17 protein-coding genes are annotated in these 17,378 nt (G+C 69.0%); 15 read left to right on the forward strand and 2 right to left on the reverse strand.

What is annotated here, in order from left to right:
• Nucleotides 1-417 carry a VOC family protein gene (locus ACE3TA_RS03505; RefSeq protein ID WP_374570476.1) on the reverse strand — a complete coding sequence of 139 codons (417 nt, stop codon included), beginning with the start codon at nt 415-417 and terminating at the stop codon, nt 1-3.
• Between the two features lie 77 nt (nt 418-494).
• Here ACE3TA_RS03505 and sidA point away from each other — a divergent pair, with 77 nt between their 5' ends.
• Together sidA and dnaE are read left to right on the forward strand one after the other, a co-directional pair.
• Nucleotides 495-584, forward strand: a complete 90-nt coding sequence (gene sidA, locus ACE3TA_RS03510) for a cell division inhibitor SidA (protein WP_374570477.1) — start codon at nt 495-497, stop codon at nt 582-584.
• 25 nt (nt 585-609) lie between these two features.
• Nucleotides 610-4,047, forward strand: coding sequence for a DNA polymerase III subunit alpha (gene dnaE, locus ACE3TA_RS03515; RefSeq protein ID WP_374570478.1), 3,438 nt, complete (start codon nt 610-612; stop codon nt 4,045-4,047).
• A gap of 11 nt (nt 4,048-4,058) precedes the next feature.
• On the opposite strand, the gene ACE3TA_RS03520 is transcribed toward dnaE, so the two are convergent.
• A complete protein-coding gene (locus ACE3TA_RS03520; protein WP_374570479.1) occupies nt 4,059-4,418 on the reverse strand; it encodes a hypothetical protein in 360 nt (119 codons plus the stop codon).
• 220 nt (nt 4,419-4,638) lie between these two features.
• Between ACE3TA_RS03520 and rpsB the strand changes: the two genes are divergently transcribed.
• The 13 genes from rpsB (at nt 4,639) to lpxA (ending at nt 17,373) form a co-directional block, all read left to right on the forward strand.
• Nucleotides 4,639-5,457, forward strand: coding sequence for a 30S ribosomal protein S2 (rpsB, locus tag ACE3TA_RS03525; protein ID WP_374570481.1), 819 nt, complete (start codon nt 4,639-4,641; stop codon nt 5,455-5,457).
• 87 nt (nt 5,458-5,544) lie between these two features.
• Nucleotides 5,545-6,486 (forward strand): translation elongation factor Ts, encoded by a 942-nt coding sequence (gene tsf / locus ACE3TA_RS03530; RefSeq protein ID WP_374570483.1) that lies wholly within the window; start codon nt 5,545-5,547, stop codon nt 6,484-6,486.
• 93 nt (nt 6,487-6,579) lie between these two features.
• A complete protein-coding gene (pyrH, locus tag ACE3TA_RS03535; protein ID WP_374570484.1) occupies nt 6,580-7,305 on the forward strand; it encodes a UMP kinase in 726 nt (241 codons plus the stop codon).
• Nucleotides 7,306-7,336: 31 nt separating this feature from the next.
• Nucleotides 7,337-7,903 (forward strand): ribosome recycling factor, encoded by a 567-nt coding sequence (gene frr, locus ACE3TA_RS03540; protein ID WP_374570486.1) that lies wholly within the window; start codon nt 7,337-7,339, stop codon nt 7,901-7,903.
• 39 nt (nt 7,904-7,942) lie between these two features.
• Entirely contained in the window at nt 7,943-8,719 is a 777-nt protein-coding gene (uppS, locus tag ACE3TA_RS03545; RefSeq protein ID WP_374570488.1) for a polyprenyl diphosphate synthase, read from the forward strand.
• Nucleotides 8,697-9,527, forward strand: coding sequence for a phosphatidate cytidylyltransferase (locus ACE3TA_RS03550; protein ID WP_374570490.1), 831 nt, complete (start codon nt 8,697-8,699; stop codon nt 9,525-9,527). The genes uppS and ACE3TA_RS03550 overlap by 23 nt, the downstream gene beginning before the upstream one ends.
• Nucleotides 9,515-10,717, forward strand: coding sequence for a 1-deoxy-D-xylulose-5-phosphate reductoisomerase (locus tag ACE3TA_RS03555; RefSeq protein ID WP_374570491.1), 1,203 nt, complete (start codon nt 9,515-9,517; stop codon nt 10,715-10,717). Before ACE3TA_RS03550 ends, ACE3TA_RS03555 begins: the two co-directional genes overlap by 13 nt.
• A gap of 15 nt (nt 10,718-10,732) precedes the next feature.
• Nucleotides 10,733-11,950, forward strand: a complete 1,218-nt coding sequence (locus ACE3TA_RS03560; protein WP_374570493.1) for an RIP metalloprotease — start codon at nt 10,733-10,735, stop codon at nt 11,948-11,950.
• 32 nt (nt 11,951-11,982) lie between these two features.
• Nucleotides 11,983-14,412 carry an outer membrane protein assembly factor BamA gene (gene bamA, locus ACE3TA_RS03565; protein WP_374570495.1) on the forward strand — a complete coding sequence of 810 codons (2,430 nt, stop codon included), beginning with the start codon at nt 11,983-11,985 and terminating at the stop codon, nt 14,410-14,412.
• Between the two features lie 6 nt (nt 14,413-14,418).
• Nucleotides 14,419-15,039, forward strand: coding sequence for an OmpH family outer membrane protein (locus ACE3TA_RS03570; RefSeq protein WP_374570497.1), 621 nt, complete (start codon nt 14,419-14,421; stop codon nt 15,037-15,039).
• Between the two features lie 47 nt (nt 15,040-15,086).
• Nucleotides 15,087-16,109 carry a UDP-3-O-(3-hydroxymyristoyl)glucosamine N-acyltransferase gene (gene lpxD, locus ACE3TA_RS03575; RefSeq protein WP_374570499.1) on the forward strand — a complete coding sequence of 341 codons (1,023 nt, stop codon included), beginning with the start codon at nt 15,087-15,089 and terminating at the stop codon, nt 16,107-16,109.
• On the forward strand, nt 16,106-16,579 hold the full coding sequence (fabZ, locus tag ACE3TA_RS03580) for a 3-hydroxyacyl-ACP dehydratase FabZ (RefSeq protein WP_374570501.1): 474 nt from the start codon (nt 16,106-16,108) through the stop codon (nt 16,577-16,579). Before lpxD ends, fabZ begins: the two co-directional genes overlap by 4 nt.
• Complete coding sequence (lpxA, locus tag ACE3TA_RS03585) at nt 16,576-17,373, forward strand: acyl-ACP--UDP-N-acetylglucosamine O-acyltransferase (protein ID WP_374570503.1); 798 nt, start codon at nt 16,576-16,578, stop codon at nt 17,371-17,373. The genes fabZ and lpxA overlap by 4 nt, the downstream gene beginning before the upstream one ends.
• Nucleotides 17,374-17,378 lie beyond the last annotated feature (5 nt).

Raw genomic sequence — 17,378 nt, forward strand, 5'->3', positions numbered from 1 at the left:
CTAGAATGTCGTGCGCCCGTCCGGGTGGATGGTGCAGCCGGGGTTGTGCGCCACTTCCCAGACGTGGCCGTCCGGGTCGGCGAAATAGCCCGAATATCCGCCCCAGAACACCGGCTCCGGCGGCTTGAGCGCCGTCGCGCCGGCCGCCAGGGCCTCGGCGAACAGCCGGTCGACGTCGGCCGGGGAGGGCTCGTTGATGGCGATGGTCACGCCGCTGAAGCCGCCGTCGACCGGGCGGCGCGCGTCCTCGGCCAGCGCCTGGCGGCCGAACAGCGCCAGGGCCAGCCCCGGCAGCTGGTAGAAGCACACGTCGTCCTGGGCCTGCAGCGGGCTCCAGCCCAGGCCGTCCTCGTAGAACCGCCGCGCGCGGGGCAGGTCGTCCACGCCAAGGGTGATCAGGCTGAGCCGTTGGTCCACGTCGCGTCTCCGGGCTTGACGATGAGAACAAAACCAGAATAAGAACATACAAGGAACATTTTCAAGGGGGTTCGGCCATGGTTCGTCTGGCGCGGGAATCGCTGGCATTTGCGTCTGTGACGGGGTTCGTTTGGATGGTCTGCACGATGGCCCACATGGTGGGCTGAGCGTGTCAGCAGCGAGGAGGCGGCGATGAGCGCGGGCGGCGAGGGATTTGTCCATCTGCGCGTGCGCTCGGCCTATTCGCTGCTGGAAGGCGCGATCAAGGCCGACGCCATCGGCAAGCTCGCCGCCAAGGGCGAGATGCCCGCCGTCGCGCTCACCGACCGGGCCAATCTGTTCGGCGCGCTGGAGTTCTCCGTCGTCACCAAGGATGTGGGGGTCCAGCCGATCGTCGGCTGCGCCCTGCCGGTCAGCGGCATCGGCGAAGGCCCGCCCGAGCGCTGGGCGCGCACGCCGACCATCGTGCTGCTGGCCCAGAGCGAAGAGGGCTATCTGAACCTGTCGGCCCTGTCCTCGGCCGCCTTCCTGGACGTGGAGGCGCACGAGGAGCCGCATGTGCCGTGGGAGAAGGTGGCCGCCCATTCGGCCGGCCTGATCCTCTTGTCCGGCGGGACCGACGGGCCGGTCGATCCCTTGATGGCGGCCGGCAAGGTCGAGGAGGGCCGCGCAGCCCTGGCCGAGATGGCCGCGGTGTTCGGCGACCGCTTCTATGTGGAGCTGCAGCGCCACGGCCTGCCGGTGCAGGCGGCCGCCGAGCCGGAGCTGGTGGCCTGGGCCTACGAGTTCGACGCGCCGCTGGTCGCCACCAACGACGCCTATTTCGCCACGCCGGACATGCACGCCGCGCACGAGGCGCTGCTCTGCATCGCCGACGGCGCCTTCATCGGCCAGGACGAGCGCCGGCGCGTAACGCCCGAGCACTGGTTCAAGCCAGCCCACGACATGCGGGCGCTGTTCGCCGACCTGCCCGAGGCCTGCGACAACACCCTCGACATCGCCCGGCGCTGCGCCTTCATGGTCAAGAAGCGCAACCCGATCCTGCCGCGCTTTCCCACCGAGGGCGGGCGCAGCGAGGACGAGGAGCTGGCCCACCAGGCGCGCGAGGGCCTGAAGGCCCGGCTGGCCTCGGTCCGCCAGACCGCCGCCTCGCTGGACGACTATGAGGCCCGGCTGGAGCGCGAGATCGGCGTGATCTGCCACATGGGTTTTTCCGGCTACTTCCTGATCGTGTCGGACTTCATCAAGTGGGCCAAGGCGCGCGGGATTCCGGTGGGGCCGGGACGGGGCTCGGGGGCCGGCTCGCTGGTGGCCTGGTCGCTGACGATCACCGACCTGGACCCGTTGCGCTACGGCCTGCTGTTCGAGCGCTTCCTGAATCCGGAGCGGGTGTCCATGCCCGACTTCGACATCGACTTCTGCCAGGAGCGGCGGGAGGAGGTGATCAGCTACGTGCAGCAGCACTACGGTCGCGACCGGGTGGCCCAGATCATCACCTTCGGCACCCTGCAGGCGCGCGCGGTGCTGCGCGACGTGGGCCGGGTGCTGCAGCTTCCGCTCGGGCTGGTGGACCGCCTGGCCAAGATGGTGCCGGCCAACCCGGCCAATCCGGTGACGCTCGCCAAGGCCATCGAGATCGAGCCGCGCCTGCGTCAGGCCAAGGACGACGACGAGGCCGTCGCCCAGCTCCTGGACATCGCCCTGCAGCTCGAGGGGCTCTACCGCAACGCCTCGACCCACGCCGCCGGCGTGGTGATTGGCGACCGCCCGCTCACCGAGCTCACCCCGCTCTATCGCGATCCGCGCTCGGAGCTGCCGGCCACCCAGTTCAACATGAAGTGGGTGGAGAGCGCCGGCCTGGTGAAGTTCGACTTCCTGGGCCTGAAGACGCTGACGGTGATCGACCGGGCGCTGAAGTACCTGGAGCAGCGCGGCGCGCGGGTGGTGATGTCCGACCTGCCGCTGGACGACGAGAAGACCTACGAGCTGATGAGCCAGGCCCAGACGGTCGGGGTGTTCCAGCTTGAAGGGCAGGGGATGCGCGACACCCTGCGCCAGCTGCGGCCGAACTCCATCGAGGACGTCACCGCCGTGGGCGCGCTCTATCGCCCGGGCCCGATGGACAACATCCCGGCCTTCATCGACTGCAAGTTCGGCCGCAAGCCCATCGACACCCTGCACCCGTCGCTGGCGCCGGTGCTGAAGGAGACCTACGGCATCATCGTCTACCAGGAGCAGGTGATGCAGATCGCCCAGATCCTGGCGGGCTACTCCCTGGGCGAAGCCGACCTTCTGCGGCGCGCCATGGGCAAGAAGAAGAAGGAGGAGATGGAGCAGCAGCGCGCCCGCTTCGTCTCCGGCGCCGCCGAGAAGGGGGTCAGCGCCGACCAGTCCGGCGCGATCTTCGACCTCGTCGACAAGTTCGCCGGCTACGGCTTCAACAAGAGCCACGCGGCCGCCTACGCCGTCGTCAGCTACCAGACCGCCTGGCTCAAGGCGAACGCGCCGGTGGAGTTCTTCGCCGCCTCGATGAGCCTGGACATCTCCAACACCGACAAGCTGGCGGTGTTCTACCAGGACGCCAAGCGCTTCGGCGTGAAGATCCAGCCGCCCTGCGTGAACCGCTCCGGCGCCGACTTCGAAGTGGCGGGCGGCGAGGTGCTCTACGCCCTGGGCGGGGTGCGCAACGTGGGCCTGCAGGCCATGGAGCACCTGGTCGAGGTGCGCCGCGCGGGCGGGCCGTTCCGCGACCTCTTCGACTTCGTCGAGCGGGTCGACCCCAAGCTGGTGAACAAGCGCGCCCTGGAGACCCTGGCCCGGGCTGGCGCCTTCGACAACATCCACCCCAATCGCGCCCAGATCGTCGCGGCCGCCGACGCCCTCACCGCCTACAGCCAGAGCGTGGCGGCCGAGCGGGCCTCGGCCCAGGCGAGCCTGTTCGGCGGCGATCAGGCCGAGGCGGGCCGCCCGCGCCTGCCCAAGATCGAGCCCTGGAACCCGGTGCAGCGGCTCGACGAGGAACTGGCCGCGGTGGGCTTCTATCTCTCCGGCCATCCCCTGGACGACATGGTCGAGGCGCTGCGCCGCAAGCGCACTGACCTCTACACCGACGCGGTGACCAAGGCTGAGGCCGGGGCGGAGGCCTTCCGCATGGCCGGCGTCGTGCGTCGCAAGCAGGAGCGGGCCTCCCAGTCCAGCGGGGAGAAGTTCGCCTTCGTCACCTTCTCCGACCCGACCGGCGAGTACGAGGTGCTGTTCCCGCCGGAGTCCCTGCGCAAATGCCGCGACCTGCTGGAGCCGGGCAAGGCGGTGGCCATCCGCGTGCGCGCCAAGGCCCGCGACGGGGAGGTGCGCTTCTTCGGCGATGACGCCGAGCCGGTGGACCGCGCGATCGAGAACGCCGTCGCCGGGCTTCGGGTGCACATGACGCCGCGTAGCGCCGAGATCGACGTGCTGAAGAGGCGCCTGGAGGAGATGAGCAGCCAGCGGGGCGGCGAGATCGTGCTGGTGGCCGGCGTCGGCGGCGGGCGCGAGGTCGAACTGAAGCTGCCCGGCCGCTACAGCCTGAACGCCAATGTGCGGGGGGCCTTGAAGGTCACGCCGGGCGTGTCGTTCATCGAAGATCTCTAGGCGCGGACCGGTCAGTAGGTGCTGGAATAGCCCTTCGGCCTGGGCGCGCCTGGCGAGTTGCTGGACCGGCCGGGTTCATCATAGGTCGAGCGGGCTTTGAACGGCTTGAAGCCGGCGGCGGGCTGAGGCTCGGGGATCTTGGCGATCGGAGCGGCCGGGGCGTAGTACGGTCGGCGGGTCGGCAGGTTGGACGAGTCGGCCGGTTGAGCGCGCGGCGCAAGCGGCGCGCCGAGGCCGGGCGAGGAACGTCCTGACGTTCCAAGGCCCGGCGAAGGCTGGCCGGCGGTGCCCAGGCCCGGTCCGGCGGCGGTCGCGGCCGAAGCGGCCGTCAGGGCCATGGCGCCCGCCGCGAGGATGAGTGAAATGCGCATGCGCCCTCCGATCGCGCATGGGTATAGTTCGTGCGCCAATACCCGTACAGAGGGTTCGCGCCTGGCGGGTGCGGCTTGCATTGACGGCGGTTTTCGCCTAAATGCGCGCCCATTCCACACGCAGGCGTTTGGGTATCACGGGGAGACATCCCGCGGTTTCCATTCCGGTCCTCATTCGAGGGTTGCCTGCGGAGGCCAACCGGAAAAAGGACAAAGCCCGATGGCGCTTCCTGAATTCTCCATGCGTCAGCTCCTGGAAGCTGGCGCCCACTTCGGCCACCAGACGCACCGCTGGAACCCGAAGATGGACCGCTACATCTTCGGCAGCCGCTCGAACATCCACATCATCGACCTGTCGCAGTCGATCCCGCTGCTGCACCAGGCCCTGGTGAAGGTGCGCGAAGTCGCCGCCTCGGGCGGCCGCGTGCTGTTCGTCGGCACCAAGCGCCAGGCGTCCGAGCCGGTGGCGACCGCCGCCAAGCGCTGCGCCCAGTACTACGTCAATCACCGCTGGCTGGGCGGCACGCTCACCAACTGGCGCACCGTGTCCCAGTCGATCGCGCGCCTGCGCGAACTGGAAGGCGTGCTCGACGGCGAGGCCCTGGGCCGCTCCAAGAAGGAGCTGCTGCAGCTCACCCGCGAACGCGACAAGCTGGAGCTGTCGCTGGGCGGCATCAAGGACATGGGCGGCATCCCCGACCTGATGTTCGTGATCGACACGAACAAGGAAGCGATCGCCATCCAGGAAGCGCGCAAGCTGAACATCCCGGTGATCGCGATCCTGGACACCAACTGCGATCCGGACGGCATCACCTACCCGATCCCGGGCAACGACGACGCCGCGCGCGCCATCCAACTCTACTGCGACCTGATGGCCGATTCGGTGCTCGACGGCCTGGCCGCCGGCCAGGTCGAGGCCGGCGTCGATCTCGGCGCCTCCGAGGCTCCCGTCGAGCCGACCCTGGCGCGCGAACTGACGCCGGAGGCCCCCGCGGCCGAAGAGGCGGCGCAAGCTCCCTCCGAAGAAGCCGCCGGCTGACGCCCAATTTCACGGGCGTCGTGAAATCGTTATGGCGAGGCCCCATCTAGGGCCTCGCCGAACACCATTAGACTGAAGGAGCTGACCATGGCGGAGATCACCGCTGCGCTGGTCAAAGACCTGCGCGAGAAGTCCGGCGCAGGCATGATGGACTGCAAGAAGGCCCTGCAGGAGACGAGCGGCGACATGGAAGCCGCCATCGACTGGCTGCGCACCAAGGGGCTGTCGAAGGCCGCCAAGAAGGCCGACCGCGCCGCCGCCGAGGGCCTCGTGGCCGGCAAGGTCAGCGCCGACGGCAAGACCGGCGTGCTGGTCGAGCTGAACGCCGAGACCGACTTCGTCTCCAAGAACGAGATGTTCCAGACCGCCGCGCGCGACTTCGCCGACGTGGCCCTGGGCGTCGACGGCGACGTGGACGCGATCCTGGCCGCCAAGACCGCCAAGGGCGAGGTTGTCTCCGACACGATCACCAACCTGATCGCCACCATCGGCGAGAACATGCGTCTGCGCCGCTCGGCCCGCCTAAGCGTCGGCTCCGGCGCGGTCGCGCTCTACCTGCACAACAGGCAGGGCGACGACGTGGCCAAGCTGGCCGTGCTGGTGGCGCTCGAGTCCGCCGGCGACGCCGAGGCGCTGAAGGACGTGGGCCGCAAGATCGCCATGCACGTGGCCGGCACGCCGACCCCGCCGCTCGCGCTGACCACCGCCGAGCTTGACCCGGCGGTCGTGGCCAAGGAGCGCGAGATCCAGACCCAGACGGCGATGGAATCGGGCAAGCCCCGCGAGATCGCCGAGAAGATGGTCGAGGGCCGCATCCGCAAGTGGCAGGAAGAAGTGGTCCTGCTGCAGCAGCCGTTCGTGATGAACCCCGACCAGACCATCGCCCAGCTCGTCGAGGAAACGGCCAAGGCCGTCGGCGCGCCGGTGGCGGTGAAGGGCTTCGTCCGCTTCGCCCTGGGCGAGGGCGTCGAGAAGGCCCCGGAAGGCGACTTCGCCGCCGAAGTGGCCCAGATGACCGGCCAGGCCTGAGCCCGGCCGATCTAGCCGAATAGGGGCGCGGCGCGTTCGACGCGCGCCGCGCCCTTGCGCTATCTTGCCCTCCAGAATCGGAAAGCCGCCGCGATGCCCGAACCCGCCCTGAACCTCCGCTACCGCAAGATCCTCTTGAAGGTGTCGGGCGAGGTCCTGATGGGAGAGTCCAAGTTCGGCATCGATCCCAAGACCCTGGAGGCGGTGGCCGAGGACATCGCCGAGGTGGTCCGCCACGGGGTGGAGCTCTGCCTGGTGATCGGCGGCGGCAACATCTTCCGCGGCGTGTCGCTGGCCGGCAAGGGCATCGAGCGGGCCAGCGCCGACTACATGGGCATGCTCGCCACGGTGATGAACGCCCTGGCGCTGCAGGGGGCGCTCGAGAAGATCGGCGTCTTCACCCGCGTGCAGTCGGCGATCCCGATGGACGCGGTCTGCGAGCCCTACATCCGCCGCCGGGCCATCCGCCACCTGGAGAAGGGCCGCGTGGTGATCTTCGCCGCCGGCCTCGGCGCGCCGTTCTTCACCACCGACACGCCCGCCGCGCTTCGGGCGGCGGAAATGGGCTGCGACGCCCTGTTCAAGGGCACCAGCGTCGACGGCGTCTATACGGCCGACCCGAAGAAGGATCCGTCCGCCGAGCGCTACGAGAGCCTGAGCTATCAGGAGGTCCTGGCCAAGGACCTGCGCGTGATGGACGCCTCGGCCATCAGCCTGATGCGCGACAACCAGATCCCGATCGTGGTCTTCTCGATCCGCGAACGGGGCAACTTCCTCAAGGTTTTGAAAGGCGAGGGGGTCTACACCACCATCGCCTGAGCCAACGACCTGCAAGATTGGAGAAGCGCCCATGGCCACCGCAGAAAAGCCGGTGCTTTCGAAATACAAGGCCCGCATGGACAAGGCCGTCGCCGCCCTGAAGGAGGAGTTCGGCAGCCTGCGCACGGGCCGCGCCTCCGCCAGCCTGCTGGACCAGGTGCACGTCGAGGCCTACGGGTCGACCGTTCCGCTCAACCAGGTGGCCGCCGTCAGCGTGCCCGAACCGCGCTCGATCTCCGTGAACGTCTGGGACCGCGGCGTCGTGGTCTCGGTCGAGAAGGCGATCCGCGCCTCCGGGCTCGGCCTCAACCCGGTCGTCGAAGGTCAGAACCTGCGCATCCCGATCCCGCCGCTCACCGAGGAGCGCCGCCGCGACCTGGCCAAGCTGGCCGGCAAGTACGCCGAGCAACAGCGCGTGGCCGTGCGCAACGTGCGCCGTGACGCCATGGACGACCTGAAGAAGGCCGAAAAGGACGGCGTCATCACCCAGGACGAGCACAAGCGCATGGAGGGCGAGGTCCAGAAGATCACCGACGAGGCGATCAAGCGTGTGGACGAAGCCTTGAAAACCAAAGAACAAGAGATCATGCAGGTCTGACCGTCGGCAGACGTTGAGAAAGGACGCCCGGGACTCCCCATGGCCGTCGCCCGAACACAGCCGTTGACCGGTGCGCCCGCCGCCCGCGAAGCCCCGGCGCCGCTGCATGTGGCGATCGTCATGGACGGCAACGGCCGCTGGGCCAAGCGCCGCGGCCTGCCGCGCACCCTGGGCCACCGGGCCGGGGTGGAGGCCCTGAAGCGCACCGTGGCCGCCGCGCCCGATCTCAACATCCGCTGGCTGACGGTGTTCGGCTTCTCCACCGAGAACTGGAGCCGGCCGGCCGCCGAGGTGGCCGAGCTGATGGCCCTGCCCAAGCGCTACTTCGAGTCCGAACTGGGCCGGCTGGAGCGCGACGGCGTGCGCGTGCGCATCATCGGCCGCCGCGAGGGCCTGTCGCAGGATCTCGTCGACATCTGCGACGAGGCCGAGGCGCGCACGGCCGCCAACGACCGCTTCTTCCTGCAGATCGCCTTCAACTACGGCGGACAGGCCGACATCTCCGAGGCCGCGCGCAAGCTGGCCGGGGACGTGGCCGCCGGCAAGGTGGCGGCCGACGACATCGACGAGGCGCTCTTCGCCAGCTACCTCAGCACCCGCGACACGCCCGCGCCCGACGTGATCGTGCGCCCCTCCGGCGAGCAGCGGCTCTCCAACTTCATGCTCTGGGAAGCCGCCTATGCGGAGTTCGTGTTCCAGGACGTGCTGTGGCCCGACTACGGCCCTGAGCACCTGAAAGCCGCGATCGACGAGTTCCACACCCGCGAGCGGCGATACGGCGGAGCCGTCGCCGATGACGTTCTTGCCACAGGCTAAGCGTTTCGACTGGTCCAACCTCTGGATCCGCGTCGCCTCCGCCGCCGTGCTGGTGCCCGCAGTGCTGTGGGCCGTGTGGACAGAGGCGAGCTGGCCCTTCCTGCTGATGGTCTCGATCGCCGCGGCGCTGCTGGCCATCGAGTGGGGCGGCATGAGCGCACCGCGCGCGCCGGCCCGCGTGTCGGCCGCGATCACCGTGGCGGTCCTGTGCGGCGTGTTCCTGGCCCATGACGGCCAGTTCCCGCTGGGCTGGGCGGCGGTCGGGGTGGGCGCGCTCCTGGCCGCCCTGATCGCGCGGGGCATCTCCGAGCATCCGGCCGACGCGGCCTTCGGCGTGGTCTATGTGGGCGCGCCGTGCCTGTGCCTGATCTGGGTGCGCTCCACCCCGCAAGGCCAGTGGTGGACCCTGATGCTGTTCGCGGTGACCTGGGCCGCCGACATCGCCGCCTTCGGCGTCGGCAACGCCCTGAAGGGCCCCAAGCTCTGGCCGCGCTTTTCGCCCAACAAGACCTGGTCCGGCTTCGTCGGCGGGCTGATCGGCGCCTTCGCCGTCGGGGCGCTGATGACCTTCGCCCCCCCGTTCCGGCTGAACCCGGTGGCCGCCGGCGTGATCGGCCTGCTCGGCGGCCTGGCGACCATGGCCGGCGATCTTTGGGAATCCATGCTCAAGCGCCGCTTCGGCGTGAAGGACTCCGGCGACCTGATCCCCGGGCACGGCGGTCTTCTGGACCGGGTCGACGGGCTGATGTTCGCCGTCGTCGTCGTGGCCGCCGCGCGCCTCGTCAACCACCTGGGATGGGACCATTGAGCCTGCCGCGCAAAGTCACCGTCCTGGGCTCCACCGGCTCGGTCGGCGTCAGCACCCTGGACCTGCTGGAGCGGGCGGGGGGAGAGGTCGAGATCGTCGCCCTGGTGGCCGGCCGCAACGTCGAGAAGCTAGCCGAACAGGCGCTGAAGTGGCGCCCCGCCGTGGCGGTCATCGAGGACGAGGCGGCGCTGCCGGCCCTGCGCGAGCGGCTCGCCGGCTCCGGCGTCCGTTCGGCGGGCGGGCCGGCGGCGGTGATCGAGGCGGCCGCCATGGAGGCCCAGTGGGTGATGTCGGCGATCGTCGGCGTCGCGGGCCTTGCGCCCACCCTGGCCGCGACCGCCACCGGCGCGATCATCGCCCTGGCCAACAAGGAAAGCCTCGTCTGCGCCGGGCCCGAGCTGCTGCGGATCGCCAAGCTTGCCGGCGGGATGGTGATCCCGGTCGATTCCGAGCACTCGGCGATCTTCCAGGTGTTCGAGCGCGAGAACGTCCAGCGTATCGCGCGGCTGATCCTGACCGCCTCGGGCGGGCCGTTCCGCACCTGGAGCCGACAAGCGATGGCGTCGGCGACACGTGAACAGGCCATCGCCCATCCAAATTGGTCGATGGGCGCCAAGATTTCGGTCGATTCAGCAACCATGATGAACAAAGGCCTGGAGATGATCGAGGCCGCCTACCTGTTCGCCATGCCGCCGGAGCGCGTCGACGTCTTGATCCATCCGCAGTCCATAATTCACAGCATGGTCGAGTACGCCGACGGATCGACGCTGGCCCAAATGGGCGCGCCGGACATGCGCACCCCCATCGCCTGCGCCTTCGCCTGGCCGGACCGGCTGCCTTGGGACGCCCCGGCGCTGGACCTCACCAAGAGCGGCCCGCTCACCTTCGAGACGCCCGACCTGGACCGCTTTCCGGCCCTGGCGCTGGCCAAGCACGCCCTGCGCACGGGCGGGATGGCGCCGGCGGCGATGAACGCGGCCAACGAAGTGGCCGTGAGCGCCTTCCTTGACCGCCGGATCGGCTTTCTCGATATTGCCGCCACCGTAGCCGAGACCCTGGAACGTCTCGATGCGGATGGCGCTCTCGACGGAGGCGGCGACGCCTTGGAGCGGGCCCGGGATGCCGATGCGGCGGCGCGACGCGTGGCCGGCGGCCTCGTGGCGGCTCCGCTCCGGTCGCAGACAGCCTAGAGGAGCACTCGCCGCATGCTCGGCTTCGCACAGGGCGCGCTGACCTACATCATCCCGTTCCTGCTGGTTCTCACGCTGGTGGTGACCGTCCACGAGCTGGGCCACTTCCTGGCCGCGCGCGCGTTCGGCGTGGCGGTGGACCGCTTCTCCATCGGCTTCGGCCGCTCGATCGCCAAGTGGACCGACAGGGCCGGCGTGCAATGGCGCATCGGCTGGGCGCCGCTGGGCGGCTACGTGCGCTTCGCCGGCGACGCCAATGCGGCCAGCGTGCCGGATGGCGACGACCTGGAGGCGCTGCGCCGCGAGATCGTCGCCCGCGAGGGCGTGGGCGCGGAGAAGCGCTACTATCATTTCAAGCCGATCTGGCAGCGCGCCGTGATCGCCGCGGCCGGCCCCCTGGCCAACTTCGTCCTGGCGATCGTGCTCTTCGCCCTGCTGCTGACCGCCTTCGGCAAGGTCATCTATCCCGCGCGCGTCGACGGCGTCGTCCCCGGCAGCCCGGCCGAGCGCGCCGGCTTCCATGTGGGCGATGTGGTGGTGCGCGCCGACGGGCGGCGCATCGACAGCTTCCTGGACCTGCGCCAGGTCGTGTTCCTGCGCGCCGGCGCGCCGACGGCCTTCGTCGTCGAGCGCGATGGCCGCAAGCTGACCCTCACCGCGACGCCGCAGCGCCAGACGGTGAGCGACGAGATGGGCGGCCAGGCGCGGGTAGGGGTGCTCGGCATCGAAAGCCGCGAGAGCCTGCGCGACCGGCAGGTGCGCCGCTACAATCCCGTCCAGGCCGTCGGCGGTGGCGTCGAGATGACCTGGAACATCCTCGACACCACGGTCTACTACCTGGGCCGGCTGGTGAGCGGCCAGGAGACGGCCGACCAGCTCGGCGGCCCGCTGCGCATCGCCCAGGCCTCGGGCCAGGCGGCGAAGGAAGGCGCGGCCGGCGCGGGCGACGTGGGCTCCATGCTGCTGGGCGCCGGAGTGGCGCTGTTGAACCTGGCGGCTGTGCTTTCAGTGGGAATCGGCTTCATGAACCTGCTTCCGGTGCCCGTGCTCGATGGCGGCCACCTCCTGTTCTACGCCTACGAGGCTGTCGCGCGCCGCCCCTTGGACGCCAGGGTCCAGGCCGCCGGCTATCGCGTAGGTCTTGCGCTGTTGGTGGGATTGATGTTGTTCGCCACCTGGAACGATCTGCAACAACTGCGCGTGTTCAAATTCCTCGGCGACCTTCTCTCCTGAAGCCCGCCCTTTTCCCTTTGACGGCTGACCCGATGCATAGACCTAGCGCCCGCCGCGCCGCGCTCGCCACTGGCCTCGCCCTGTTGTTCGGGTCGACCGCGCTTGCAACGCCGCAACTGGCCCTGGCGCAGGACGCCGGGGCCGCGCCCCCCGAAGCCGCGCCCGAGTCCGCGCCAGAAGCTGCCGCCCCGCCTCAGGCGCAGGGCCAGCAGAGCGGCGTGGTCCAGCGGATCCTGGTGCAGGGCAACGAGCGGATCGAGCAGAGCACGATCGTCTCCTACCTGCCGATCCAGCCCGGCGACACGGTCGACGCGGCCCGCCTCGACCTGGCGCTGAAGACGCTCTACCGCACCGACCTGTTCTCGGATGTGAAGATCAACCTGAACAACGGGGATCTGACCATCACCGTCGTGGAGAACCCGATCATCAATCGGGTGATCTTCGAGGGCAACAAGGGGATGAAGGAAGACAAGCTGCGCGACGAGGTGACCGTGCGCCCGCGCGGCATCTTCACCCGCGCCAAGGTGCAGCAGGACGTCCAGCGCATCATCGAGCTCTACCGCCGCTCGGGCCGGATCTCGGCGACGGTGACGCCGCAGATCGTCGAGCTGCCGCAAAAGCGCCTGGACCTGATCTTCAAGATCGACGAAGGCCCCAAGAGCGGCGTGCTGCGGGTCAACTTCCTCGGCAACAAGGAGTTCTCCGACAACGACCTGCGCGACGTGGTCGTGACCGAGCAGAGCACCTGGTACAAGTTCTTCTCGAACAACGCCAACTACGACCCCGACCGGATCGAGTACGACAAGGAGCAGCTGCGGAAGTACTACCGCAATCGCGGCTTCTACGACTTCCGCGTCATCTCGGGCGTCGCCGAGCTGTCTCCCGACAAGAACGGCTTCGTGGTCACCTACACCCTGGACGAGGGTCCGGAGTACAAGTTCGGCAAGGTCACCGTCGAGACCGAGCTGAAGAAGCTGAACAAGGACATCCTGCAGCAGCTCCTGCCGATCCATTCCGGCGAGACCTACCAGGACGAGAAGATCGAGCAGGCGACCGACGCCCTGACCTTCGCCGCTGGCGCGGCCGGCTTCGCCTTCGTCGACGTGCGGCCCCGCTACACGGCCAACAAGGAGACCAAGACGGTCGACGTGACCTTCGACGTGAAGGAAGGCCCGCGCGTCTACGTCGACCGCATCGACATCGTCGGCAACACCCGCACCCTCGACTACGTGATCCGCCGCGAGATGAACGTGGTGGAGGGCGACGCCTACAACCGCGCCCTGGTCGACCGCTCGCGCAATCAGATCCGTGCGCTGGGCTTCTTCAAGGACGTCACCATCGACGAGACGCCCGGAACCGCGCCCGACCGCACGGGGCTGCAGGTGAAGGTCGAGGAGCAGCCCACCGGCGAGCTGTCGTTCAGCGCCGGCTACAGCTCCGTCGACCAGGTGGTGCTCGACCTGGGCGTCACCGAGCGCAACTTCCGCGGCCGCGGCCAGAACGTCCGCGCCCGGGTCTCGGTCGGCTCCCTGCGCAAGCAGGTGGACTTCTCGTTCACCGAACCGCGCTTCCAGGGCCGCGACCTGCAGGCCGGCTACGACCTCTACTACTACGTCTACGACCTGACCGACTATTCGGCCTACAAGACCAGCACCGTCGGCACCGGCCTGCGGTTGGGCTTCCCGCTGACGCTGAACTCGCGGCTGGGCCTGCGCTACACCCTGCGCTCGGACGACGTGGAGATCGACGCCAGCTACTGCGATCCCTCGGCCCTGCTGGTCTCGCTGGCCCTGTGCTCGCAGCGCGGCTCCTACCTGACCTCGCTGGTCGGCTACAGCTGGAGCCTCGATCGCCGCAACGACCCGGTCAATCCGACCCGCGGCTTCTACACCAACTTCAGCCAGGACCTCGCCGGTCTCGGCGGGGACGTGAACTACCTGCGCACCGAGGCCCAGGCCGGCTGGTATCACGGCTTCAACAAGGACTTCATCCTCAGCCTGACCGGCTCGGCCGGCTACATCGAGGGCTGGAACGGCGACGTGATCCGCGTGAACGACCGCTTCTACAAGGGCGGCAACAGCTTCCGCGGCTTCCAGACCGCCGGCATCGGGCCGCGCGACACCACCTACAGCCGCTCCGACGCCCTGGGCGGCAAGGCCTATGCGATCGGCACCGTCGAGCTCACCGTGCCGACGTTCCTGCCTGAGCAGTACGGCATCAAGGCCGCGCTGTTCAGCGACTTCGGCTCGCTGGGCGTGCTCGACGACAAGGACAAGCGCGCCGCCGACGGAACGATCGACCCGAACATCAAGGACGACTTCTCGCTGCGCGCCTCGGCCGGCATCAGCATCTTCTGGAAGTCGCCGATGGGTCCGATCCGTTTCGACATCAGCCAAGTTTTGGCCAAAGAAGACTACGACAAGACCGAAACCTTCAAGTTCTCCACCTCAACCAGGTTCTAGACTCTCATGATCAACAAACCGCTCGTCGCGGCGACTCTGGTCGCGGCCCTATCGCTGTCCGCCGGTTCGGCGGCGCTGGCCCAGGCCGCCGCGCCGGCCGCCCCGGCGGTGACCCACGGCCCGGCGATCCCCGGCGTCTGCATCTTCTCCATGGAAGGCGCCATCGCCTCCTCCACGGTGGGCAAGTACGTCAACACCCGGATGGAGCAGATCATCACCCAGGTGAACTCCGAGCTGAACGCCGAGAAGACCGCAATCGACAACGAGGCCAAGGCGCTCGACGGCCAGCGCGCCACGATCGACCAGAACGCCTACGAGCAACGCGCCGCGGCCCTGCAGGTCCGCGCCAACGCCCTGCAGCGCAAGGCTCAGCTTCGTGACCGCGAAGTCCAGGCCACCCAGCAGAAGGCCGTCGGCCGCGTGGTGCAGGAACTGGAGCCGTTCATCCGGCAAGTCTACGAGCAGAAGAAGTGCAGCATGCTCGTGTCGCGCGACGCCCTGGTGATCGCCAATCCGGCCATGGACATCACGCCGCAAGTGATCACCGGCCTCAACGGCAAGATCACCCAGTTCGCTTTCGACCGCGAGCATCTGGACCAGCCGGCCGCCCCCGCCCAGACTAAGTAATCGGCGACTCGCTGCTTCAGCGAGGCGGGTCGCGTTCAGGGAACTGCATGCCCGATCCGCGCTTCTTCGAAAACCTGGGCCCCGTGTCCCTGGCCGAGCTGGCCGAGGTCACGGGCGCCCGGCTCGCCCGGCCCGAGCTGGGCGAGGCCCTGGTGCAGTCCGTGGCGATCCTGGCCAAGGCGACCGCCGACAGCGTGACCTACCTGTCGGATCGCAAGCTGGCCGGGCTCTTGTCCGAAACGCATGCGGGCGCCTGCTTCGTCACCGAACGCGACGCCGCCGCCGTGCCCGAGACCTGCGCGGCGCTGGTCACGCCGGCGCCCCAGGCGGCCTACGCCCTGGCGGCGGGCCGGCTGCATCGGCCGCGGCTCCTGGGGCCGGGGCCCGCCGTTTCGCCGGAGGCCGTGCTCGAGGAGGACGTCGTCCTCGCGCCGAACGTGGTGATCGGGCCGGGCGTGCGGATCGGCGCGCGCACGACGATCGGCGCCGGCGCTGTCATCGGGCCCGGCGTGGCGATCGGGCGCGACTGCATGATCTCGGCGGGCGCCGTGATCGGCTTCGCCCTGATCGGCGACCGGGTGAAGATCCTCGCCAACGCGGCGATCGGCGAGGCCGGCTTCGGCGCGACGCCGGGACCCAAGGGGCTGATCGACATTCCCCAGCTCGGCCGCGTGATCCTGCAGGACGGCGTGACGATCGGCGCGACCAGTTGCGTCGACCGCGGGGCCTGGGAGGACACGATCGTCGGCGAGAACACCAAGATCGACAATGTCGTGCATATCGCCCACAACGTGCGGGTGGGTCGCAATTGCGCCATGGCCGCCTACACGGGCATTTCCGGAAGCGTGACGATCGGCGACGGCGTCATGTTCGGCGGTCGCGCCGGCGTGGCCGATCATGTGAACATCTCCTCCGGCGCGCGCGTGGGCGCGGCGGCGGGCGTCATGCGGGACATCCCTCCGGGCGAGACCTGGAGCGGATACCCCGCCAAGCCGCTTAGGGAATGGATGCGCGAAACCGCCTGGCTGACGAAGATGGCCCGGCGCCGCAAGGAAGGATCGGAGGAATGAGCCGCAAGGCCCCCGTCAACGAAACGCCGGACGTGATCGACATTTCCGAGATCCTCGCGCGCATCCCGCACCGCTATCCCTTCCTGCTGGTCGACCGCGCCGAGGAGTATCGGCCCAGCCAGTCGATCGTCGGGATCAAGTGCGTGACCTTCAACGAGCCGTTCTTCCAGGGCCACTTCCCGGGCTTCCCCGTGATGCCGGGCGTGCTGATCGTCGAGGCCCTAGCCCAGACCGGCGCGGTGCTGATGTCGAAGTCCCTGGACGTGGACGTGGCCGGCAAGACCATCCTGTTCATGTCGGTGGACAACTGCCGCTTCCGCCATCCGGTGCGGCCGGGCGACGTGGTGCGCATGCCCGTCGAGGTGCTGCGCGCGCGCGGCGACGTGTTCAAGTTCCGGGGCCAGGCCCTGGTCGGCGACAAGCTGGCCGCCGAGGCCGAGTTCGCGGCGATGGTGGTGGAGACCCAGTGAGCGCGAACATCCATCCCACTGCGCTCGTCGCGCCGGGCGCGGTCCTGGCCGACGACGTGAGCGTGGGGCCCTATTGCGTGATCGGCGAGCACACGGTCATCGGCCCGGGCACGCGGCTCTTCTCCCACGTGGTGATCGAGGGGCGCTGCGAGATCGGCGCGGGCAATTCGATCTATCCCTTCGCCATGCTGGGCGGCCCGCCGCAGCACACCGCCTACAAGGGCGAGGACACCCGCCTGGTCATCGGCGACAACAACATCATCCGCGAACACGCCACCATGAACATCGGCACGGCGGCCGGCGGCGGCGTGACCTATGTGGGGTCCGACGGCTTCTACATGATCGAGTCCCACGTGGGGCACGACTGCAAGGTCGGCGACAACGTCATCCTCACCAAGCAGGCCACCCTGGGCGGGCACTGCCAGATCGGCGACTTCGTGATCGTTGGCGGGCTGGCGGCGGTGCACCAGTACACGCGCGTCGGCCGTCATGCGATGATCGGCGGCCTCGCGGCCGTGGTGAAGGACGTCATCCCCTACGGTTCGGTGTGGGGCAACCACGCCCACCTGGAGGGGCTGAACCTGGTGGGCCTCAAGCGCCGCGGCTTCTCGCGCGAGACCATCAACACCATGCGCGCGGCGTACCGCCTGCTGTTCGCCGACGAGGGCACCTTCCAGGAGCGGCTCGACGATACGGTCGAAACCTATTCGGACTGCGCCGAGGTGATGGAGATCATCGACTTCATCCGCGCCGAGGCGGGCCGTCCCCTCTGCCTGCCCGAGCGCGAGGTGTGAGGCCG

This window comes from Phenylobacterium sp., assembly GCF_041916435.1.
Taxonomy (GTDB): domain Bacteria; phylum Pseudomonadota; class Alphaproteobacteria; order Caulobacterales; family Caulobacteraceae; genus Phenylobacterium.